This is a genomic window from Polaromonas sp. P4_F6 (genome assembly GCF_056401275.1).
In genome coordinates this window covers 185,398-200,764 of sequence record NZ_JBFUJQ010000003.1, presented here as the reverse complement: position 1 = coordinate 200,764, position 15,367 = coordinate 185,398, and the positions used below count along the sequence as shown (strand labels likewise).

14 protein-coding genes are annotated in these 15,367 nt (G+C 66.8%); 13 read left to right on the top strand and 1 reads right to left on the bottom strand.

Features of this window, described 5'->3' with window-relative positions:
- Nucleotides 1–198 precede the first annotated feature (198 nt).
- From AC1DUN_RS10375 to AC1DUN_RS10350, 6 genes are all read left to right on the top strand, one after another.
- On the top strand, nt 199–1,242 hold the full coding sequence (locus AC1DUN_RS10375) for a rod shape-determining protein (protein WP_007872262.1): 1,044 nt from the start codon (nt 199–201) through the stop codon (nt 1,240–1,242).
- A gap of 61 nt (nt 1,243–1,303) precedes the next feature.
- Complete coding sequence (mreC, locus tag AC1DUN_RS10370; RefSeq protein WP_477713869.1) at nt 1,304–2,233, top strand: rod shape-determining protein MreC; 930 nt, start codon at nt 1,304–1,306, stop codon at nt 2,231–2,233.
- Nucleotides 2,230–2,748 (top strand): rod shape-determining protein MreD, encoded by a 519-nt coding sequence (gene mreD, locus AC1DUN_RS10365; protein ID WP_074578268.1) that lies wholly within the window; start codon nt 2,230–2,232, stop codon nt 2,746–2,748. The genes mreC and mreD overlap by 4 nt, the downstream gene beginning before the upstream one ends.
- A gap of 186 nt (nt 2,749–2,934) precedes the next feature.
- Nucleotides 2,935–5,007, top strand: coding sequence for a penicillin-binding protein 2 (gene mrdA, locus AC1DUN_RS10360; RefSeq protein ID WP_477664158.1), 2,073 nt, complete (start codon nt 2,935–2,937; stop codon nt 5,005–5,007).
- Nucleotides 5,008–5,418: 411 nt separating this feature from the next.
- Nucleotides 5,419–6,915, top strand: coding sequence for an ammonium transporter (locus tag AC1DUN_RS10355; RefSeq protein WP_477713868.1), 1,497 nt, complete (start codon nt 5,419–5,421; stop codon nt 6,913–6,915).
- Nucleotides 6,916–6,951: 36 nt separating this feature from the next.
- Nucleotides 6,952–7,410 carry a hypothetical protein gene (locus AC1DUN_RS10350; RefSeq protein ID WP_477664264.1) on the top strand — a complete coding sequence of 153 codons (459 nt, stop codon included), beginning with the start codon at nt 6,952–6,954 and terminating at the stop codon, nt 7,408–7,410.
- Here AC1DUN_RS10350 and AC1DUN_RS10345 read toward each other — a convergent pair.
- The gene (locus AC1DUN_RS10345; RefSeq protein WP_477713867.1) at nt 7,407–7,793 is read right to left on the bottom strand and encodes a hypothetical protein; all 387 of its coding nucleotides are present in this window, start codon (nt 7,791–7,793) and stop codon (nt 7,407–7,409) included. The two genes, AC1DUN_RS10350 and AC1DUN_RS10345, sit on opposite strands and share 4 nt — an antisense overlap.
- Nucleotides 7,794–7,928: 135 nt before the next feature.
- Here AC1DUN_RS10345 and AC1DUN_RS10340 point away from each other — a divergent pair, with 135 nt between their 5' ends.
- From AC1DUN_RS10340 to AC1DUN_RS10310, 7 genes are all read left to right on the top strand, one after another.
- Complete coding sequence (locus AC1DUN_RS10340; RefSeq protein ID WP_477713866.1) at nt 7,929–8,768, top strand: phosphate/phosphite/phosphonate ABC transporter substrate-binding protein; 840 nt, start codon at nt 7,929–7,931, stop codon at nt 8,766–8,768.
- Nucleotides 8,769–8,975: 207 nt separating this feature from the next.
- Entirely contained in the window at nt 8,976–9,749 is a 774-nt protein-coding gene (locus tag AC1DUN_RS10335) for a crotonase/enoyl-CoA hydratase family protein (protein WP_477713865.1), read from the top strand.
- A gap of 81 nt (nt 9,750–9,830) precedes the next feature.
- Nucleotides 9,831–11,690: a feruloyl-CoA synthase gene (locus tag AC1DUN_RS10330; protein WP_477713864.1), complete on the top strand. Its 1,860-nt coding sequence runs from the start codon at nt 9,831–9,833 to the stop codon at nt 11,688–11,690.
- A 19-nt stretch (nt 11,691–11,709) separates the two neighbouring features.
- On the top strand, nt 11,710–12,963 hold the full coding sequence (locus tag AC1DUN_RS10325) for a thiolase family protein (RefSeq protein WP_477713863.1): 1,254 nt from the start codon (nt 11,710–11,712) through the stop codon (nt 12,961–12,963).
- Nucleotides 12,960–13,745 (top strand): SDR family NAD(P)-dependent oxidoreductase, encoded by a 786-nt coding sequence (locus tag AC1DUN_RS10320; protein ID WP_477713862.1) that lies wholly within the window; start codon nt 12,960–12,962, stop codon nt 13,743–13,745. The genes AC1DUN_RS10325 and AC1DUN_RS10320 overlap by 4 nt, the downstream gene beginning before the upstream one ends.
- Before the next feature lie 5 nt (nt 13,746–13,750).
- Complete coding sequence (locus AC1DUN_RS10315; RefSeq protein ID WP_477664271.1) at nt 13,751–14,170, top strand: acyl-CoA thioesterase; 420 nt, start codon at nt 13,751–13,753, stop codon at nt 14,168–14,170.
- 103 nt (nt 14,171–14,273) lie between these two features.
- On the top strand, nt 14,274–15,263 hold the full coding sequence (locus tag AC1DUN_RS10310) for a Bug family tripartite tricarboxylate transporter substrate binding protein (protein WP_477713861.1): 990 nt from the start codon (nt 14,274–14,276) through the stop codon (nt 15,261–15,263).
- The last annotated feature ends 104 nt before the right edge of the window (nt 15,264–15,367 follow it).

Genomic DNA, 15,367 nt, shown 5'->3' with positions numbered 1-15,367 from the left:
TAAAGCTATTGATCTATAGGGGATGCGTTATTATCCCGCCTTTGGTGTGAAATCAGGGTTGGATGCGGGCTTTAGGTGCTTTTTAGGTGCCAGAAGCAGATTTCAGAGCGCCTCTGGCCCAACTTCCCCATAATTGCTGATCAATAAAAAGGCGATGGAGCAACGAAGTTCGCTCATGCCCCAACTGGACCCCTGCATATGTTTGAAGCATTCCGTCGGTATTTTTCCACCGACCTGGCCATTGACCTTGGCACCGCCAACACCCTGATTTTTGTACGCGATCGCGGCATTGTGCTCGATGAGCCCTCCGTCGTCGCCATCCGCCACGAAGGCGGCCCCCAAGGCAAGAAGACCATCCAGGCTGTCGGCCACGAAGCCAAGGCCATGCTGGGCAAGGTCCCCGGCAACATCGAGGCGATCCGCCCGATGAAAGACGGCGTGATCGCCGACTTCACCGTGACCGAGCAGATGCTCAAGCAGTTCATCAAGATGGTGCACCCGCGCAGCCTGCTCAAGCCCAGCCCGCGCATCATCATCTGCGTGCCCTGCGGCTCGACCCAGGTCGAGCGCCGCGCGATCCGCGAAAGCGCCCTGGGTGCGGGCGCCAGCGACGTGTACCTGATTGAAGAGCCCATGGCCGCCGCGATAGGCGCGGGCCTGCCGGTGTCCGAAGCCAGCGGTTCCATGGTCGTCGACATCGGCGGCGGCACCACCGAGGTCGGCGTGATCTCGCTGGGCGGCATGGTCTACAAGGGCAGCGTGCGCGTCGGCGGCGACCGTTTCGACGAAGCCATCATCAATTACATCCGCCGCAACTACGGCATGCTGATCGGCGAGCCCACGGCCGAGGCCATCAAGAAGAGCATAGGCTCGGCCTTTCCCGGCTCCGAAGTCAAGGAAATGGAAGTCAAGGGCCGCAACCTCTCCGAAGGCGTGCCGCGCAGCTTCACGATTTCCAGCAACGAAATCCTGGAAGCCCTGACCGACCCGCTCAACAACATCGTGAGCGCCGTGAAGAACGCGCTGGAGCAGACGCCGCCCGAGCTGGGCGCCGACATCGCCGAGCGCGGCATGATGCTGACCGGCGGCGGCGCCTTGCTGCGCGACCTGGACCGCCTGCTGGCCGAGGAAACCGGCCTGCCGGTGCTGGTGGCCGAAGACCCGCTGACCTGCGTGGTGCGCGGCTGCGGCATCGCCCTGGAGCGCATGGATCGCCTGGGTTCCATCTTCACCTCGGAATAAGCGCAACGCCGTATCTCGTGCCGCGCGCCGGCATGAAGCGGGGCCAGCTTGACAGCGAACCATGCCCTTAGGAACCCTTGACAGATCCCCGCCGCCCTTTTTCAAGCAGGGGCCGTCGGCGCTGTCCAAGCTGATGTTCTTCAGCGCCTTGTCGCTGTTCCTGATGGTTGCCGACACCCGCTTTCGCATCACCCAGCCGGTGCGCGCCGTGCTCGCCACCGCGCTGTACCCGGTGCAATGGCTGGCGCTGCAGCCGGTACGCGCCATCCGCGGCGGCGGCGAATATTTCACCACCCTGAGCCAGGCCAAACTGGCCAGCGAGGAAGCCGGCCGCAAGCTGGCGCTGCAGTCGATGCGCGCCGGCCAGGTCGAGCAGCTGACCCAGGAAAACAACCGCCTGCGCAAGCTGCTGGGCCTGCGCGAGCAGCTCAGCACGCCGGTCATGGCCGCCGAGGTGCTGTACGACGCCGCCGACCCCTACACCCGCAAGGTGATCATCGACAAGGGCATGGCGCAGGGCGTGGACCTGGGCTCCCCGGTGCTGGACGAGTCCGGCGTGCTCGGCCAGGTCACGCGCGTGCATCCGCTGGTCAGCGAGGTCACCCTGCTGGTGGACCGCGACCTGGCCATTCCCGTGCTCAATGTGCGCACCGGCGCGCGCAGCGTGGCCTATGGCGACCCGGCGGTTTCCGGCAGCGGGTTGGAACTGCGCTTCATGGGCAGCAATTCGGATGTGCAGCAGGGCGACCTGCTGACCACCAGCGGCGTGGACGGCGTCTACCCGGCCGGCCTGCCGGTGGCCAAAATCAGCCGCATCGAGCGGCGCGCCGAGTCGGCCTTCGCCAAGATTTACTGCACGCCCCAGGCGCTGGTGACGGGAGCGCGGCACGTCATGGTGGTCAAGCCCGGCACCGGCCTGATCCCGCCGCGTCCCGAGGCCGACGCGCCCGAGGCCGCGCCCAGAAAGAAAGAGAAAGGGGCGGCCAAATGATCATGCGATCAGGCCAGCAGCTGCTGCTGCCCGCCAACCCGGTGTTCATCTGGTGCAGCCTCATCGCGGCGCTGCTGCTGGACATGCTGCCCCTGGGGCGCGTGCCCTGGATGCCCGACTTCCTCGCGCTGGTGCTGGTGTTCTGGAACGTGCACCAGCCGCTGCGCGTGGGCATAGGCGTGGCCTTCATGTTCGGCCTGGGCATGGACGTGCACCAGTCCTCGCTGCTGGGCCAGCACGCGCTGTCGTACACGGCGCTGAGCTTTTTCGCCACCATGATCCACCGCCGCCTGCTCTGGTTCACCGTACCCTCGCAGGCCCTGCAGGTGCTGCCGCTGTTCGCCGTGGCGCACGGCGTGGAACTCGTGATCCGCATGATAGGCGGCGGCATCTTCCCCGGCTGGATCATGCTGCTGGCGCCCCTGATCGAGGCCTTGCTGTGGCCTGTCGTGAGCGTGCTGCTGCTGGTGCCGCAGCGGCGCGCGCCCGACCCCGATCAGAACCGGCCGTTGTGATGGCCCCCACGCTTTTCACTGCGTGTAATGCGCTGCCCCCCGAGGGGGCCGCTGCGCCTGCGGCCCGGCAAAGCCGGTTCCGCGGCCCCTGCTGGCCTGTACGGCTCGCTTCGCATCGCCTCTTCTTCTCTAGGGGTAAGAATGGGGATTGCGGGCACTTTGTGCGGGTTGTAGAGTCGGACCACCATGACTGAGTTGCGGAATGTAGAAGCCGACCTGTCGCGCTTTCGCGCGCGGGTGCTGGTGGCCAGCCTGGTGGTGTTGTGCGCGTTTGCCTTGCTGGCGGCGCGGCTGGTGTATTTGCAGGTGTACCGCCATGCCGACCTGAACGAGCAGGCCGAAAGCAACCGCACGGCCATCGTGCCCATCGTGCCGAACCGGGGCCTGATCCTGGACCGCAACGGCATCGTGCTGGCGACCAACTACTCGGCCTATACGCTGGAGATCACGCCGTCCAAGGTCGAGAACCTCGAGGAAACGATTGCCGCGCTGGAAAAGGTGGTCGACATCCAGCTGCGCGACAAGCGGCGTTTCAAGCGCCTGCGCGAGGAGTCCAAGAATTTCGAGTCGCTGCCCATACGCACGCGCCTGACCGACGAGGAAGTGGCGCGCTTCGCGGCGCAGCGCTTTCGTTTTCCGGGCGTCGACATCAAGGCACGGCTGTTTCGCAGCTACCCCTACGGCGAGCTGGGCAGCCATGTGGTGGGCTATATAGGCCGTATCAACCAGGCCGAAAAGGAAAGCATCGAAGGCAGCGACGACGAGGGCAACTACCGCGGCACCGACTACATCGGCAAGCTCGGCGTCGAGCAAAGCTTCGAGCAGCAGCTGCACGGCACCACCGGCGTGGAGCAGGTGGAGACCTCGGCCGGCGGGCGCGCGGTGCGCAAGCTGGCCAGCAACCCGGCCACGCCCGGCAACACGGTGATGCTGTCGCTGGACATCCGCCTGCAAAAGCTGGTGGAAGACATGTTCGGCGAGCGGCGCGGCGCGCTGGTGGCGCTGGATCCGAAAACCGGCGACGTGCTGGCTTTTGTCAGCAAGCCGACCTTCGACCCCAACCTTTTCGTCGACGGCATCGACAGCGAAAGCTGGCAGGCGCTCAACGAGTCCATCGACAAGCCGCTGCTCAACCGCGCGCTGCGCGGCACCTATCCGCCGGGCTCGACCTACAAGCCTTTCATGGCCATGGCCGCGCTGCAGACCGGCAAGCGCTCGCCGACCTTCATCGTCAACGACAACGCCTCCTGGAGCTTCGGCGGCCACGTGTTCCGCAGCCACGGCGACATCGCGCTGGGCGCGGTCGACATGTACCGCTCCATCGTCAAGTCCAGCAATGTGTATTACTACTCGCTGGCCAATGAGATGGGCGTCGACGCCATGCACGACTTCATGAAGCCGCTGGGCTTCGGCCAGCTCACCGGCATCGACATCAACGGTGAGGTGCGCGGCGTGCTGCCCAGCCAGGAATGGAAGCGCAAGGCCTACAAGCGGCCCGAGCAGCAGAAGTGGTATCCCGGCGAAACGATTTCCCTGGGCATCGGCCAGGGCTACAACACCTTCACCATGCTGCAGCTGGCGCAGGCCACGGCGGCGCTGGCCAACGGCGGCATCAAGCACAGGCCGCGCCTGGTCATAGGCACGCAGGACCCGGTCACGCGCGTGATGCACCCGCTGCCGGCCGACCCGCCGCAGGACCTGGGCTACAAGCCGGAGAACGTGGCCATCGTGCGCAAGGCCCTGGTGGGCGTCACGCAGGAGGGCACTTCGGCGCGGGTGTTTGCCGGCGCGGGCTACCTCTCGGGCGGCAAGACCGGCACGGCCCAGGCCGTGACCATAGGCCAGAAGGACAAGTACAACAGCGCCAAGATGGAGGAGCACCAGCGCGACCACGCGGTGTACATGGCTTTCGCGCCGGCCGAGGACCCCAAGATCGCGCTGGCCGTGATTGTGGAAAACGCCGGCTGGGGCGCCGGCGTGGCCGCGCCCATCGCACGCCGGGTGTTTGACTACGTGCTGCTGGGCCAGTACCCGAGCGAGGAAGACATGATCGCGGTGCAAAAAGGCCTGGCCGCCGCGCCCATAGGCAAACCGCGCCAGGCCTCCGAGATGGCCGGCCTGCTGTCGGCAGGCGGCGGCGCCCCCGGGCCGACCACCGCCGCCGCGGCGGCGGCTGCCAAAGCCAAGGCGGCGGCCATTGCGGAGGCGCTCAGCAAGCTGCCCCCGCCCATGGCCGCGGCCGGCATCAACCCCGACTGAGTGCCGGACCCGCAAGCCTGCCGGAAAACGACAGGCATAAAAAAAGCGCTGGGGTTACCAGCGCTTTTTGCGACAAGGCATCTTTTGGAATGCCCTGTTGCTTGTGTACTTCTAATGGCTCTCTCGTGTCTCCTCGGCTCCTCGCGTTGCGAGCAGCGAGGCTCGTCAGCAAGTCATCCAATGTAGCCCGTGCACTGGCATAGTGCATTGGGGGTTTCCCGCCCCCGAAACCCCGCAGCATGCCCGCAGTCCGTGCCGCGGCGTGCCACAGCATGGCGCCCGCATGCACCTTGTGCACGCATTTGTACTTAAAACTACCTAAAAACCCCGCTGCCAGGCACTGGCACGAGTTATGCCTTCGGCCTTTAAATGTTACGGATTGTTGGCTGGATGCAAGAAAGGCGGGCATGTATGTACCTGAAGAGCTTTGTGGCGTGGGGCTTGACGATCTGGGTCGGCATAGCCTGCCAGCAGGCCATGGCGCAGGCGCCCGCCGCTTCGGCAACGGCCGCGGCCAGTGCCGCCGCCCAGGCCGCCGCGACCGCCGCGACTCCTGCGATTCCCGTGATTCCCGCGCTACCGCCGGCGGCCCCCGCGCCCGTGGCGCCGGCGCCCGCGGCGGCCGCATCCGCCCCGCCGCCTGCCGCACCCCTGACCCAGCCGGGCCTGGTGGGGGCTGAGACGCTCAACGGCGCCGACACCGCCTGGATGATGACCTCCACCGCCCTGGTGCTGCTCATGACGCTTCCGGGCATCGCCCTTTTTTACGGCGGCATGGTGCGCAAGAAAAGCGTGCTCAATGTCATGGCCTGCGTCGTCGCCATCTGCGCCGTCGTCAGTCTCCTGTGGTTCGCCTTGGGATACTCCATCGCGTTCACGCCCGGCAGCGGTGCCTGGGGCCATTACCTGGGCGGTACCGAGCGATTCTGGTTCACCGGGCTGGATTATGTGAAGGACGCGCAGAAGGTCGCGGTCAGCCACGTCGCGCCCAACATCCCGGAGTCGGTCTACGCGATGTTCCAGCTGACGTTTGCCATCATCACGGCGGCGCTGGTGGTCGGCTCCTTCGTCGAGCGCATGCGCTTTTCGGCGATGCTGATTTTCATGTCGCTGTGGACGGTCATCGTCTATGCGCCTATCGCCCACTGGGTGTGGGAGCCCAACGGCTGGCTGGCCCGCATGGGCGCGCTGGACTTTGCCGGCGGCTCGGTGGTGCACATCAATGCCGGTATCGCCGGGCTGGTCTGCGCCTATGTGCTCGGCCCGCGCCGCGGCTACGGCCGCGAGCCCTTCACGCCCTTCAACCTGGGCCTGACCATGGCCGGCGCCGGCATGCTGTGGGTCGGCTGGTTCGGCTTCAACGCCGGCTCCGCCGTGGCCTCCGACGGCCGGGCCGGCCTGGCCATGGCGGTCACCCACATCGCGGCCGCGGCCGGCGCGTTGTCGTGGATGGCCGCGGAGTGGGCGGTGCGCGGGCGGCCCTCGCTGCTGGGCCTGTGCTCGGGCCTGGTGGCCGGCCTGGTCGCGATCACGCCGGCCGCCGGTTTTGTCTCGCCGCGCGCGGCGCTGGTGTTCGGCGTGGCCGCCGGACTGGCCTGCTATTGGGGCGCCACCGGCCTGAAGCGCCTGCTCGATGCCGACGACTCGCTGGACGTGTTCGGCGTACACGGCGTGGGCGGCATCGTGGGCTCGCTGCTCACGGGCGTGTTCGCCAGCAAGGCCATCTCCGGCGCGCAGGGCGATGTGCTGACGCAGGCCATAGGCGCGGGCTCGGTCATGCTGTACAGCCTGTTCATGACGGCGCTGGCCTTGTGGATCACCTCGCTACTGGTCAGCCTGCGCGTCAGCGAAGCCTCGGAAAGCGACGGCCTGGACATCACCCAGCACGCCGAACGCCTGGGCACCTGAGTTGCCGGCATCTCACCCTTTGAAGGACACCACGCCATGCCTTCCAACGAGAAAATCGCCATCGCCGCCCACCTGCACGTGCTGCTGCGCCGCAAGACCGGCCGGGTGACCGACACCGAGTGGATGGCCGGCAACCTGGAGTACGCGGCCGAGATCGCGCGTTTTGCGCGCGAGAGGGCGGCCGAGGACGGCCATCCCGACCTGGCCGTCTGGGCCGACAGGCTGGAGGAGATCATGGCCGTGCCGGATCCCAAGCCGCGCCTGCCGCTGGTGCAGATGGTGTCGGAGGCCGTGAAGGAGCGCAGCGCCCCCGTGCTGGCCCCGCCGCCCCAGCCGGACCGCCAGAGCGCGCGCTCCATAGACACCGAGGAAGAGGTTTACCCGGAATCGGGCTTTATCGAATCGACCTTCGGCGCGATCTTCGGCGAAGAGGGCCATCGCGAGCGCAAGCACCGCGACCCGAACGCGCCGCGTTATGTGAAGAGCCTGCGCTAGTTCGCCGGCTGCGCTTGCCGCGCGCGGTTCAGGCTGTGCGCCAGCATGTTGCGGGTGCGTGTGCGGATGTTGGCGCTGGCTTCTTCCGCGAAGGCGGCTACATAGGGGTGGCCCGCGTTGTCGGCCAGGATGCTGCGCCGCACCTGCTCCAGGCCGGGCTCGCAGGCGGCCAGGGCGGTGTCGGCGAGCACAAAGACGGATTGGGCCGTGTCGGTTTTCAGCGGCAGCAGGGCCTGGTCCGCGCAGCGCTGGTAGTCATTGATGGCGGCCGCCACCGGCGCGCGGGCAATCGACAGCGGGTCCTGGCTGGTTCGCGGCGCCGAAGCGCAGGCGGACAAGGCCAGGAGCAGGGTGGCGGCCAGGGGAGGGGGCAGGTATTTCATGCGCCGCATTGTGTCATCGCCGGCCGGCCGCAAGCGGATGCCGCCCGTCTGCCGAGGCGCGCTTTTAAGGGTAATCACAGCTAGCCAGCCCCAAGGGCCGCCTTTAGCATGCGGGCTCTGTATAAGGAGTAACTTATGTTGCGCGATCTGATGGCATTGGTATTCGTCACAGTAGCCGGCCTGCTCGGGCCCGGCGCCGCACACGCACAAGCCCCGGCGCCGGCCCAGCAGCTGGTGCTGGGCATCAGCGAAGGCACCTCCGGCGGGCTGGACCATGCCCAGGTGATCGCCAAGTACCAGGGCCTGGCCGAGGTCATCGGCAAAGCCATGAAGGCCAAGGTCAGCGTGGTGTTCGCGCGCGAATTCAAGCAGCTGGAAGAAGGCATGCAGACCGGCCGCTTCGACCTGGTGATGGCCCGCCCCAGCGATTACCCGGCGCGCGGCATGCGCGACTACGGCTACAGCTACATCGCCAGCACCAAACCCGACGGGCAATGCTTCATCATCGCGCCCAAGGGTTCCGAGCTGAAATCCATCGATGACGTCAAGGGCAAGCGCATCGCCCTGCCCGAGCAGATTGCCTACATGTCGCGCTTTTGCGCCGCGGAACTGCGCGACAAAGGCATCCTGGTGGGCAAGGAAAACGTGCAGTTCGTGCGCGAGCAGGCCGCCGTCGGCTTTTACCTGGACAACAAGTTCGCCGACGTGGGCGGCGTGGCCTCCTATTCAGGCATCGCCAAGAAGTGGGAGAAAGACGGCGGGCGCATCATTCACAAGAGCGTGCCCCAGCCCTATTTTCCGATGGTGGCGCACAAGCGCATCAAGCCCGAGCAGCTCAAGGCCATCCAGGAAGAGCTGCTGGCCTTGCCCGCCAGCGACGCCGGCAAGGACGTGCTCAAGCGCATAGGCGTGGAGCAGTTCGACACCACGTCCGAGCCGCGCATGCGCGAGCTGCTCAAATGGCTCAATATCTGAGCCTTTGCTGATTCGAACCGTCATAAAGCCAGCCTGAACCGGGCTGCGCCTGCCGGGCGCCGCAGTCGCCCGCGCGCTTCTTTGTGCGCCGCCGCGATCCACCTCGCCTTTTCCGGCTCCTAGGGTTTTCACTGCCCAAAAAGCCGCCTGGTCTCGTTGTAATAGTTATGATTCATAATCATAATTGGCCTCACTGAAAAGATCCCTATGACCCAAAAACACCTGATTCTCGAAATGCGCGGCGACATCGCCGTGATCCGCCTGGCGCGCCCCGCCAAGCGCAATGCCCTGGGCGATGCCCTGGTGCTGGCGCTGCGCGACCTGTTTGAAACCCTGCCGTCCACCGCCAGGGCCGCCGTGATCCACGGGGAGGGCGACCACTTCTGCGCCGGCCTGGACCTCAGCGAACTGCAGGAGCGCGACGCCAGCCAGGGCCTGCACCATTCGCGCATGTGGCACGCCGCGCTGGACCGCCTGCAATACGGGCCCGTACCCGTGATCGCCGCGCTGCACGGCGCGGTGGTCGGCGGCGGCCTGGAGCTGGCCAGCGCCTGCCACATCCGGGTCGCCGATGAAAGCGCTTTTTACGCCCTGCCCGAAGGCTCGCGCGGCATTTTTGTCGGCGGCGGCGGCGCGGTGCGCATCCCGCGCCTGATAGGCACGGCCCGCATGACGGACATGATGCTGACCGGCCGTGTCTACAACGCCCAGGAAGGCGAACGCATAGGCCTGGCGCAATACCTGGTGCCGCAGGGCCAGGCCTTCGACAAGGCGCTGGAGCTCGCCGGCCAGGTCGCGAAAAACGCGCCGCTGACCAACTACGCCCTGATGCATGCCTTGCCGCGCATCGCCGAGCAGCCGGCCGACCAGGGATTCTTCACCGAGGCCCTGATGGCGGCGGTGGCGCAAAGCGCGCCCGAGGCCAAGGACCGCGTCAAGGAGTTTCTGAGCGGCAGGGCCGCCAAGGTGAAAAAAGCCTGAGCCCGCCGGTGGGCGCCACCAGGGCCCGGTGAGCAAGAGACGCAAAGCAAAAACAGCAGAGACAAGAGACAAGACACCATCATGAGCGCCCCCAAATTCCGCCCGCTGCGCTTTGGCGTGACCCGTGCCGTGCTGCGCGAAGGCCAGCCCGGCGTCCGCTACCTGCGTGCCGACCAGGCCCTGAAAGACTATCCCGAGCGCATCACCGACCGGCTGCGGCATTGGGCGCTGACCGCGCCCGAGCGCAGCTTCATGGCACGGCGCGAAAAGCTGGCCGGCGGCCGGGCCGGCGAATGGCAGCACCTGAGCTACGCCCAGGCCTGGGCGGCGGCGCGCAGCATCGCCCAGGGCTTGCTGGACCGCGGCCTCAGCGCCGAGCGGCCCGTGGTGATCCTGTCCGAGAACGGCCTGGAGCATGCACAGCTGGCCCTGGGCTGCCTGGTGGCCGGCGTGCCCTTCGTACCGGTTTCGCCGCCGTACTCGCTGGTCAGCCAGGACTACGACAAGCTGCGCCATGTGGTCAAGACCGTGACGCCGGGCCTGGTGTTTGCCGCCGACGCGCAGCGGTATGGCAAGGCCATCCAGGCCGTGCTGGAGCCCGGGGTCGAGGTGCTGCTGGGCGACGGGCAGATCGAGGGGTGCGCCAGCACGCGCTTCGCGGACCTGGCCGCGACGCCCGCGACAGCCGCGGTGGACCGCGCCATGCAGGCCACAGGCCCGGACACCATCGTGAAGTTCCTGTTCACCAGCGGCTCGACCAAGATGCCCAAGGCGGTGATCAACACCCAGCGCATGTGGTGCGCCAACCAGCAGCAGATGGCGCAGTCCATGCCGGTGTTGCAGGAGGAGCCGCCGGTGCTGGTCGACTGGCTGCCCTGGAACCACACTTTCGGCGGCAACCACAACTTCGGCATGGTGCTGTTCCACGGCGGAACGCTTTACATCGACGACGGAAAACCCACACCCGCGCTGATGCAAGAGACCTTGCGCAACCTGCGCGAAATCGCCCCCACGGTCTACTTCAATGTGCCGACCGGCTTTGAGGCCATCGCCAACGCCATGAAAACGGACGCGGAGCTGCGCCGCAATCTGCTGTCGCGCGTGAAGATGTTCTTTTATGCCGGGGCTTCGCTCGCCCAGCCGGTCTGGGACAGCCTGTATGAATCCGAGGAAAAGGAAGTGGGCGAGCGCATCGTCATGGCCACCGGCCTGGGCATGACCGAGTCCGGGCCCTTCGCCATCTTTGTGACCAGCCCCGAGGTCAAGGCCGGCGACCTGGGCGTTCCCGCGCCCGGCATCGAACTCAAGCTGGCCGACATCGACGGCAAGACCGAGGTCCGCTACAAGGGCCCCAACATCACGCCCGGCTACTGGCGGGCGCCGCAGGAAACGGCGCAGGCTTTTGACGAAGAAGGCTTTTTCTGCACCGGCGACGCCGTCAAATGGATAGACGAGGGCAACATCCACCTCGGCCTCAAGTTCGACGGGCGCATCGCCGAAGACTTCAAGCTCGCCACCGGCACTTTTGTCAGCGTGGGACCGCTGCGCGCAAAAATCATCGCGGCGGGCGCGCCTTATGTGCAGGACGTCGTCCTCACGGGCATCAACCTCAGGGAAGTGGGCGCGCTGGTCTTTCCGACACCCGCGGTGCGCGCGCTTTCGAGGCTTGCGCCCGAGGCGCCGCTGCGCGAGGTTCTCGAATGCGAACAGGTGATCGCGCATTTCCAGGCTGTGCTGGACACGCTTGCGCAGAGCGCCACCGGCAGCGCCAGCTGCATAGGCAGATTGCTCCTGATGCACGAGCCGCCATCTTTCGACAAGGGCGAGGTCACCGACAAGGGCTCCATCAACCAGCGCGCCGTGCTTACGCACCGGGCGGTGCTTGTGGCGGCCCTGCACGAGGACACCGCGCATCCCATCCTCAAACCCGCCGCACGCTAAAACCACGAACCCCAACACCATGCAACACAAAGGATTTTTCTCCGCCTTCCAGGACGTCTGGATACTGGACGGCATGCGCACGCCCATGGTCGACTATTGCGGCGCCCTGGGCCATATCTCGCCCACCGACCTCGGCATCAAGGCCGCGCGCGCCGTGCTGCAGCGCTCGGGCGTCAGCCCCGGCGATGTCGACTCGGTGATTGCCGGCAACATGGCCCCGGGCGATTTCGAGCAATTCATGCTGCCGCGCCATATCGGCCTGTACGCCGGCGTGCCGGTGGAAGTGCCCGCCATCATGGTGCAGCGCATCTGCGGCACCGGCTTCGAGCTGTTCCGGCAGGCCGGCGAACAGATCCAGAGCGGTGCGGCCAACGTGGCGCTGGTGGTCGGCGCCGAGAGCATGACGCGCAACCCGATCGCGGCCTTTGAGCACCGCACCGGCTTCAAGCTGGGCGCGCCCGTCGGCTTCAAGGACTTCATGTGGGAGGCCCTCAAGGACTCGGCCGCCGGCATCGACATGATCCAGACCGCGGAAAACCTCGCGAAGAAATACGGCATCACGCGCGAAGCGGTCGATGAATTCGCCTCCAGCTCCTTCGCCAAGGCCGTGGCGGCCCGGGATGCCGGCTTTCACGCCGGTGAGATCGTGCCGGTGGTCAGCGAGAAATTTGAACTCCCCGGCTACGCCACGCGCGGCATCAGCCTGGGCAAGCTTGCGGAAGTCGCGCAGGACACCCACGCACGGCCGTCCCCGGTCGAGGTCCTGGCCAAACTCCGGGCGGTGCATGCCGGCGGTGTGCAGACCGGCGGCAACAGCGCGGCACTGGTGGACGCGGCCGCCGCCGCCGTCGTGGCCTCCGGCGCCTATGTGAAAGCCCGGGGCGGCAAGCCGCTGGCACGCGTGGTGGCTGCCGCGGTGGTCGGTGTGCCGCCCGAGATCATGGGCATAGGCCCGGCTCCCGCGATCCGCCTGCTGCTCGAGCGCTGCGGCCTCAGGTTGGAGCAGATCGGCCGTTTTGAAATCAACGAAGCCCAGGGCGCGCAGACGCTGGCGGTCGCCCGCGAGCTGGACCTGGACCTCGGCAAGCTCAACGTCAACGGCGGGGCGATCGCCATGGGCCACCCCCTGGCGGTAACCGGCGTGCGCCTTACCGTCACCGTCGCGCGCGAGATCCAGCGCGCAGGCATGCGCTACGGCATTGCCTCGGCCTGTGTGGGCGGCGGCCAGGGCATTGCCCTGCTGCTGGAGAACCCGCAAGGAGAAGCGGCATGAACATCGAAGGACTCGCGGCACTGGTCACCGGCGGCGGCTCGGGACTGGGCGAAGCCACAGCCCGCGAACTGGCGCGCCTGGGCGCCAAGGTCGCCGTGCTGGACATCAACCTCGCCAATGCGGAGAAAGTTGCCGCCGATATTTGTGCGGCCCACGGCCCGGCCGCCGCGCTGGCCTGCGGTTGCGACATCACCGACAGCGCCAGCGTGCAGGCCGCGCTGGACAAGGCGGCTGGTGCGCACGGCGCCGCCCGCATCCTGATGAACATCGCCGGCATAGGGTCCGCCAAGCGCATCGTCGCCAAGGACGGCACACCGGCACCGCTGGAGGACTTTGCCAGGGTGGTCAACATCAACCTGGTCGGCAGCTACAACGTGAGCCGGCTGTTCGCGGCCGCCTGCGCCAAGCTGGCGCCGCTGGAGGACGGCCAGCGCGGCGTCATGATGTTCACCGCCTCGGTGGCCGCCTTCGACGGCCAGGTCGGGCAGCAGGCTTACAGCGCCTCCAAGGCCGGCCTGGCCGGCATGACGCTGCCCATGGCGCGCGACCTGGCGCAGCACGGCATCCGCGTCTGCACGGTGGCGCCCGGCCTGTTCGCCACGCCGCTGATGGCGCAGCTGCCCGAAGCGGTCCAGGCTTCGCTGGCCGCCAGCATCCCTTTTCCGCAGCGCCTGGGCAAGCCGCAGGAGTTCGCGCAACTGGCCGCGCACATCGTCCACAACGACCACCTGAACGGCGAAGTCATACGCCTGGACGGTGCACTGCGCATGGCGCCAAGGTGAGCCGCATGGAAAAGACCGTGGTGTATGAAGTGAAGGTCGCGTTCGGCGACTGCGATCCCGCCGGGATCGTGTTTTTCCCCAACTTCTCGCGCTGGATGGATGCCGCGTCACTGAATTTTTTCGCCGCATGCGGCGTGCCGCCCTGGCGAGAGCTGGTCAAGAGCACCGGCATCATAGGCACGCCCCTGCTGGAGATCAACACCCGCTTCAGCCTGCCCGCCACCTATGGCGAGACCCTGCAGATACATACCAGCGTGGAAGAGTGGCGAGACAAGGTGTTTATCCAGAAGCATGTGATCCGGCGCGGCGAGGACCTGATTTGCGAAGGCCGGGAAACCCGCGCCTTCTGCATACGCCACCCCGACAAACCCGAACGCATGAAAGCCATTCCCGTACCCCAGGATATCCGCCGCCAATGCAGTTGAACGGGCGCAACTGACGCGACCGGCTTGTCCGGTCCCCCGGCCCCCGGCGCTTGGCGGATTTTTGCTTTTTCGACCCGTGGACTTAACTACAAGGAGACATCTCATGCAAACACGTCGTCATTTTGTGCAGGGCGCCGCGGCGCTCTCAGCGGCCGCCCTCGCGCCTTTCCCGGCCCTGGCGCGGGCGCTCGAGCAGGTCAAGATCATTTACGGCTTCCCGGCCGGCAGCGCGGGCGACATCTGTGCGCGCCGCGTGGGCGACCGCCTCGGCGGCACTGCCTATTCCAATAACAATGCCATCGTGGACACCAAGACCGGTGCCGGCGGCCGCATCGCGCTGGAGGTGCTCAAGACGGCCCCGGCGGACGGGTCGGTGCTGGCGATGTCGCCGTTTTCCTGCCTGTCGCTGTACCCGCACATCTACAAAAAACTGTCCTATGAGCCGTTCGCGGATTTCGTCACGGTGGGCACCGCCTCCATGATCCACCATGGGCTGGCCGTCGGGCCGCTGGTGCCGGCCTCGGTCAAGACCGTGCAGGACTTTCTCGCCTGGGCCAAGGCCAACCCCAAGGACGCCAGCTACGGCTCGCCCGCGGCAGGGTCGACCCCGCACTTCATAGGCGCGCTGCTGGGCCTGAACAACCATGTGGAGCTCAAGCACGTGCCCTACCGTGGTTCGGTGCCCGGCGTGACCGACGTGGTCGGCGGCCAGCTCGCCGCGATGGTGACGCCGCACGGCGACTTCATTCCCAACCACAAGGCCGGCAAGCTGCGCATCCTGGCCACCTCGGGCAAGCAGCGCTCACCCTTCGTTCCCGAGGTGCCGACTTTCGCCGAGCAGGGTTTCGCCGACCTCACGGTGGAGGAGTGGTTCGGTTTCTACGCCCCCGCGAAAACACCCGCCAGCACGGTGGCCGCGGCCAACGCCGCCATCAATGCCGCCATCCAGGACAAATCCGTCATCGACTCGCTCACGGTGGTGGGACTGATTCCCTATGGAGGCACCGCGGACGACATGGCTTACAGCCAGAAGCGCGAGTTCGAACGCTGGGGCCCGCTGATCAAAAAAGTCGGCTTCACCGCCGAGTCCTGAGGTCCCCCGCCCGGCCGGCCCGGGCGCCGTCCGGGCGCGTTGGCATAATCGGGGCTAGCCTGGCCGCATGCCCGTGCCGGCAGCGTTGCCCGATAACGAAAGCG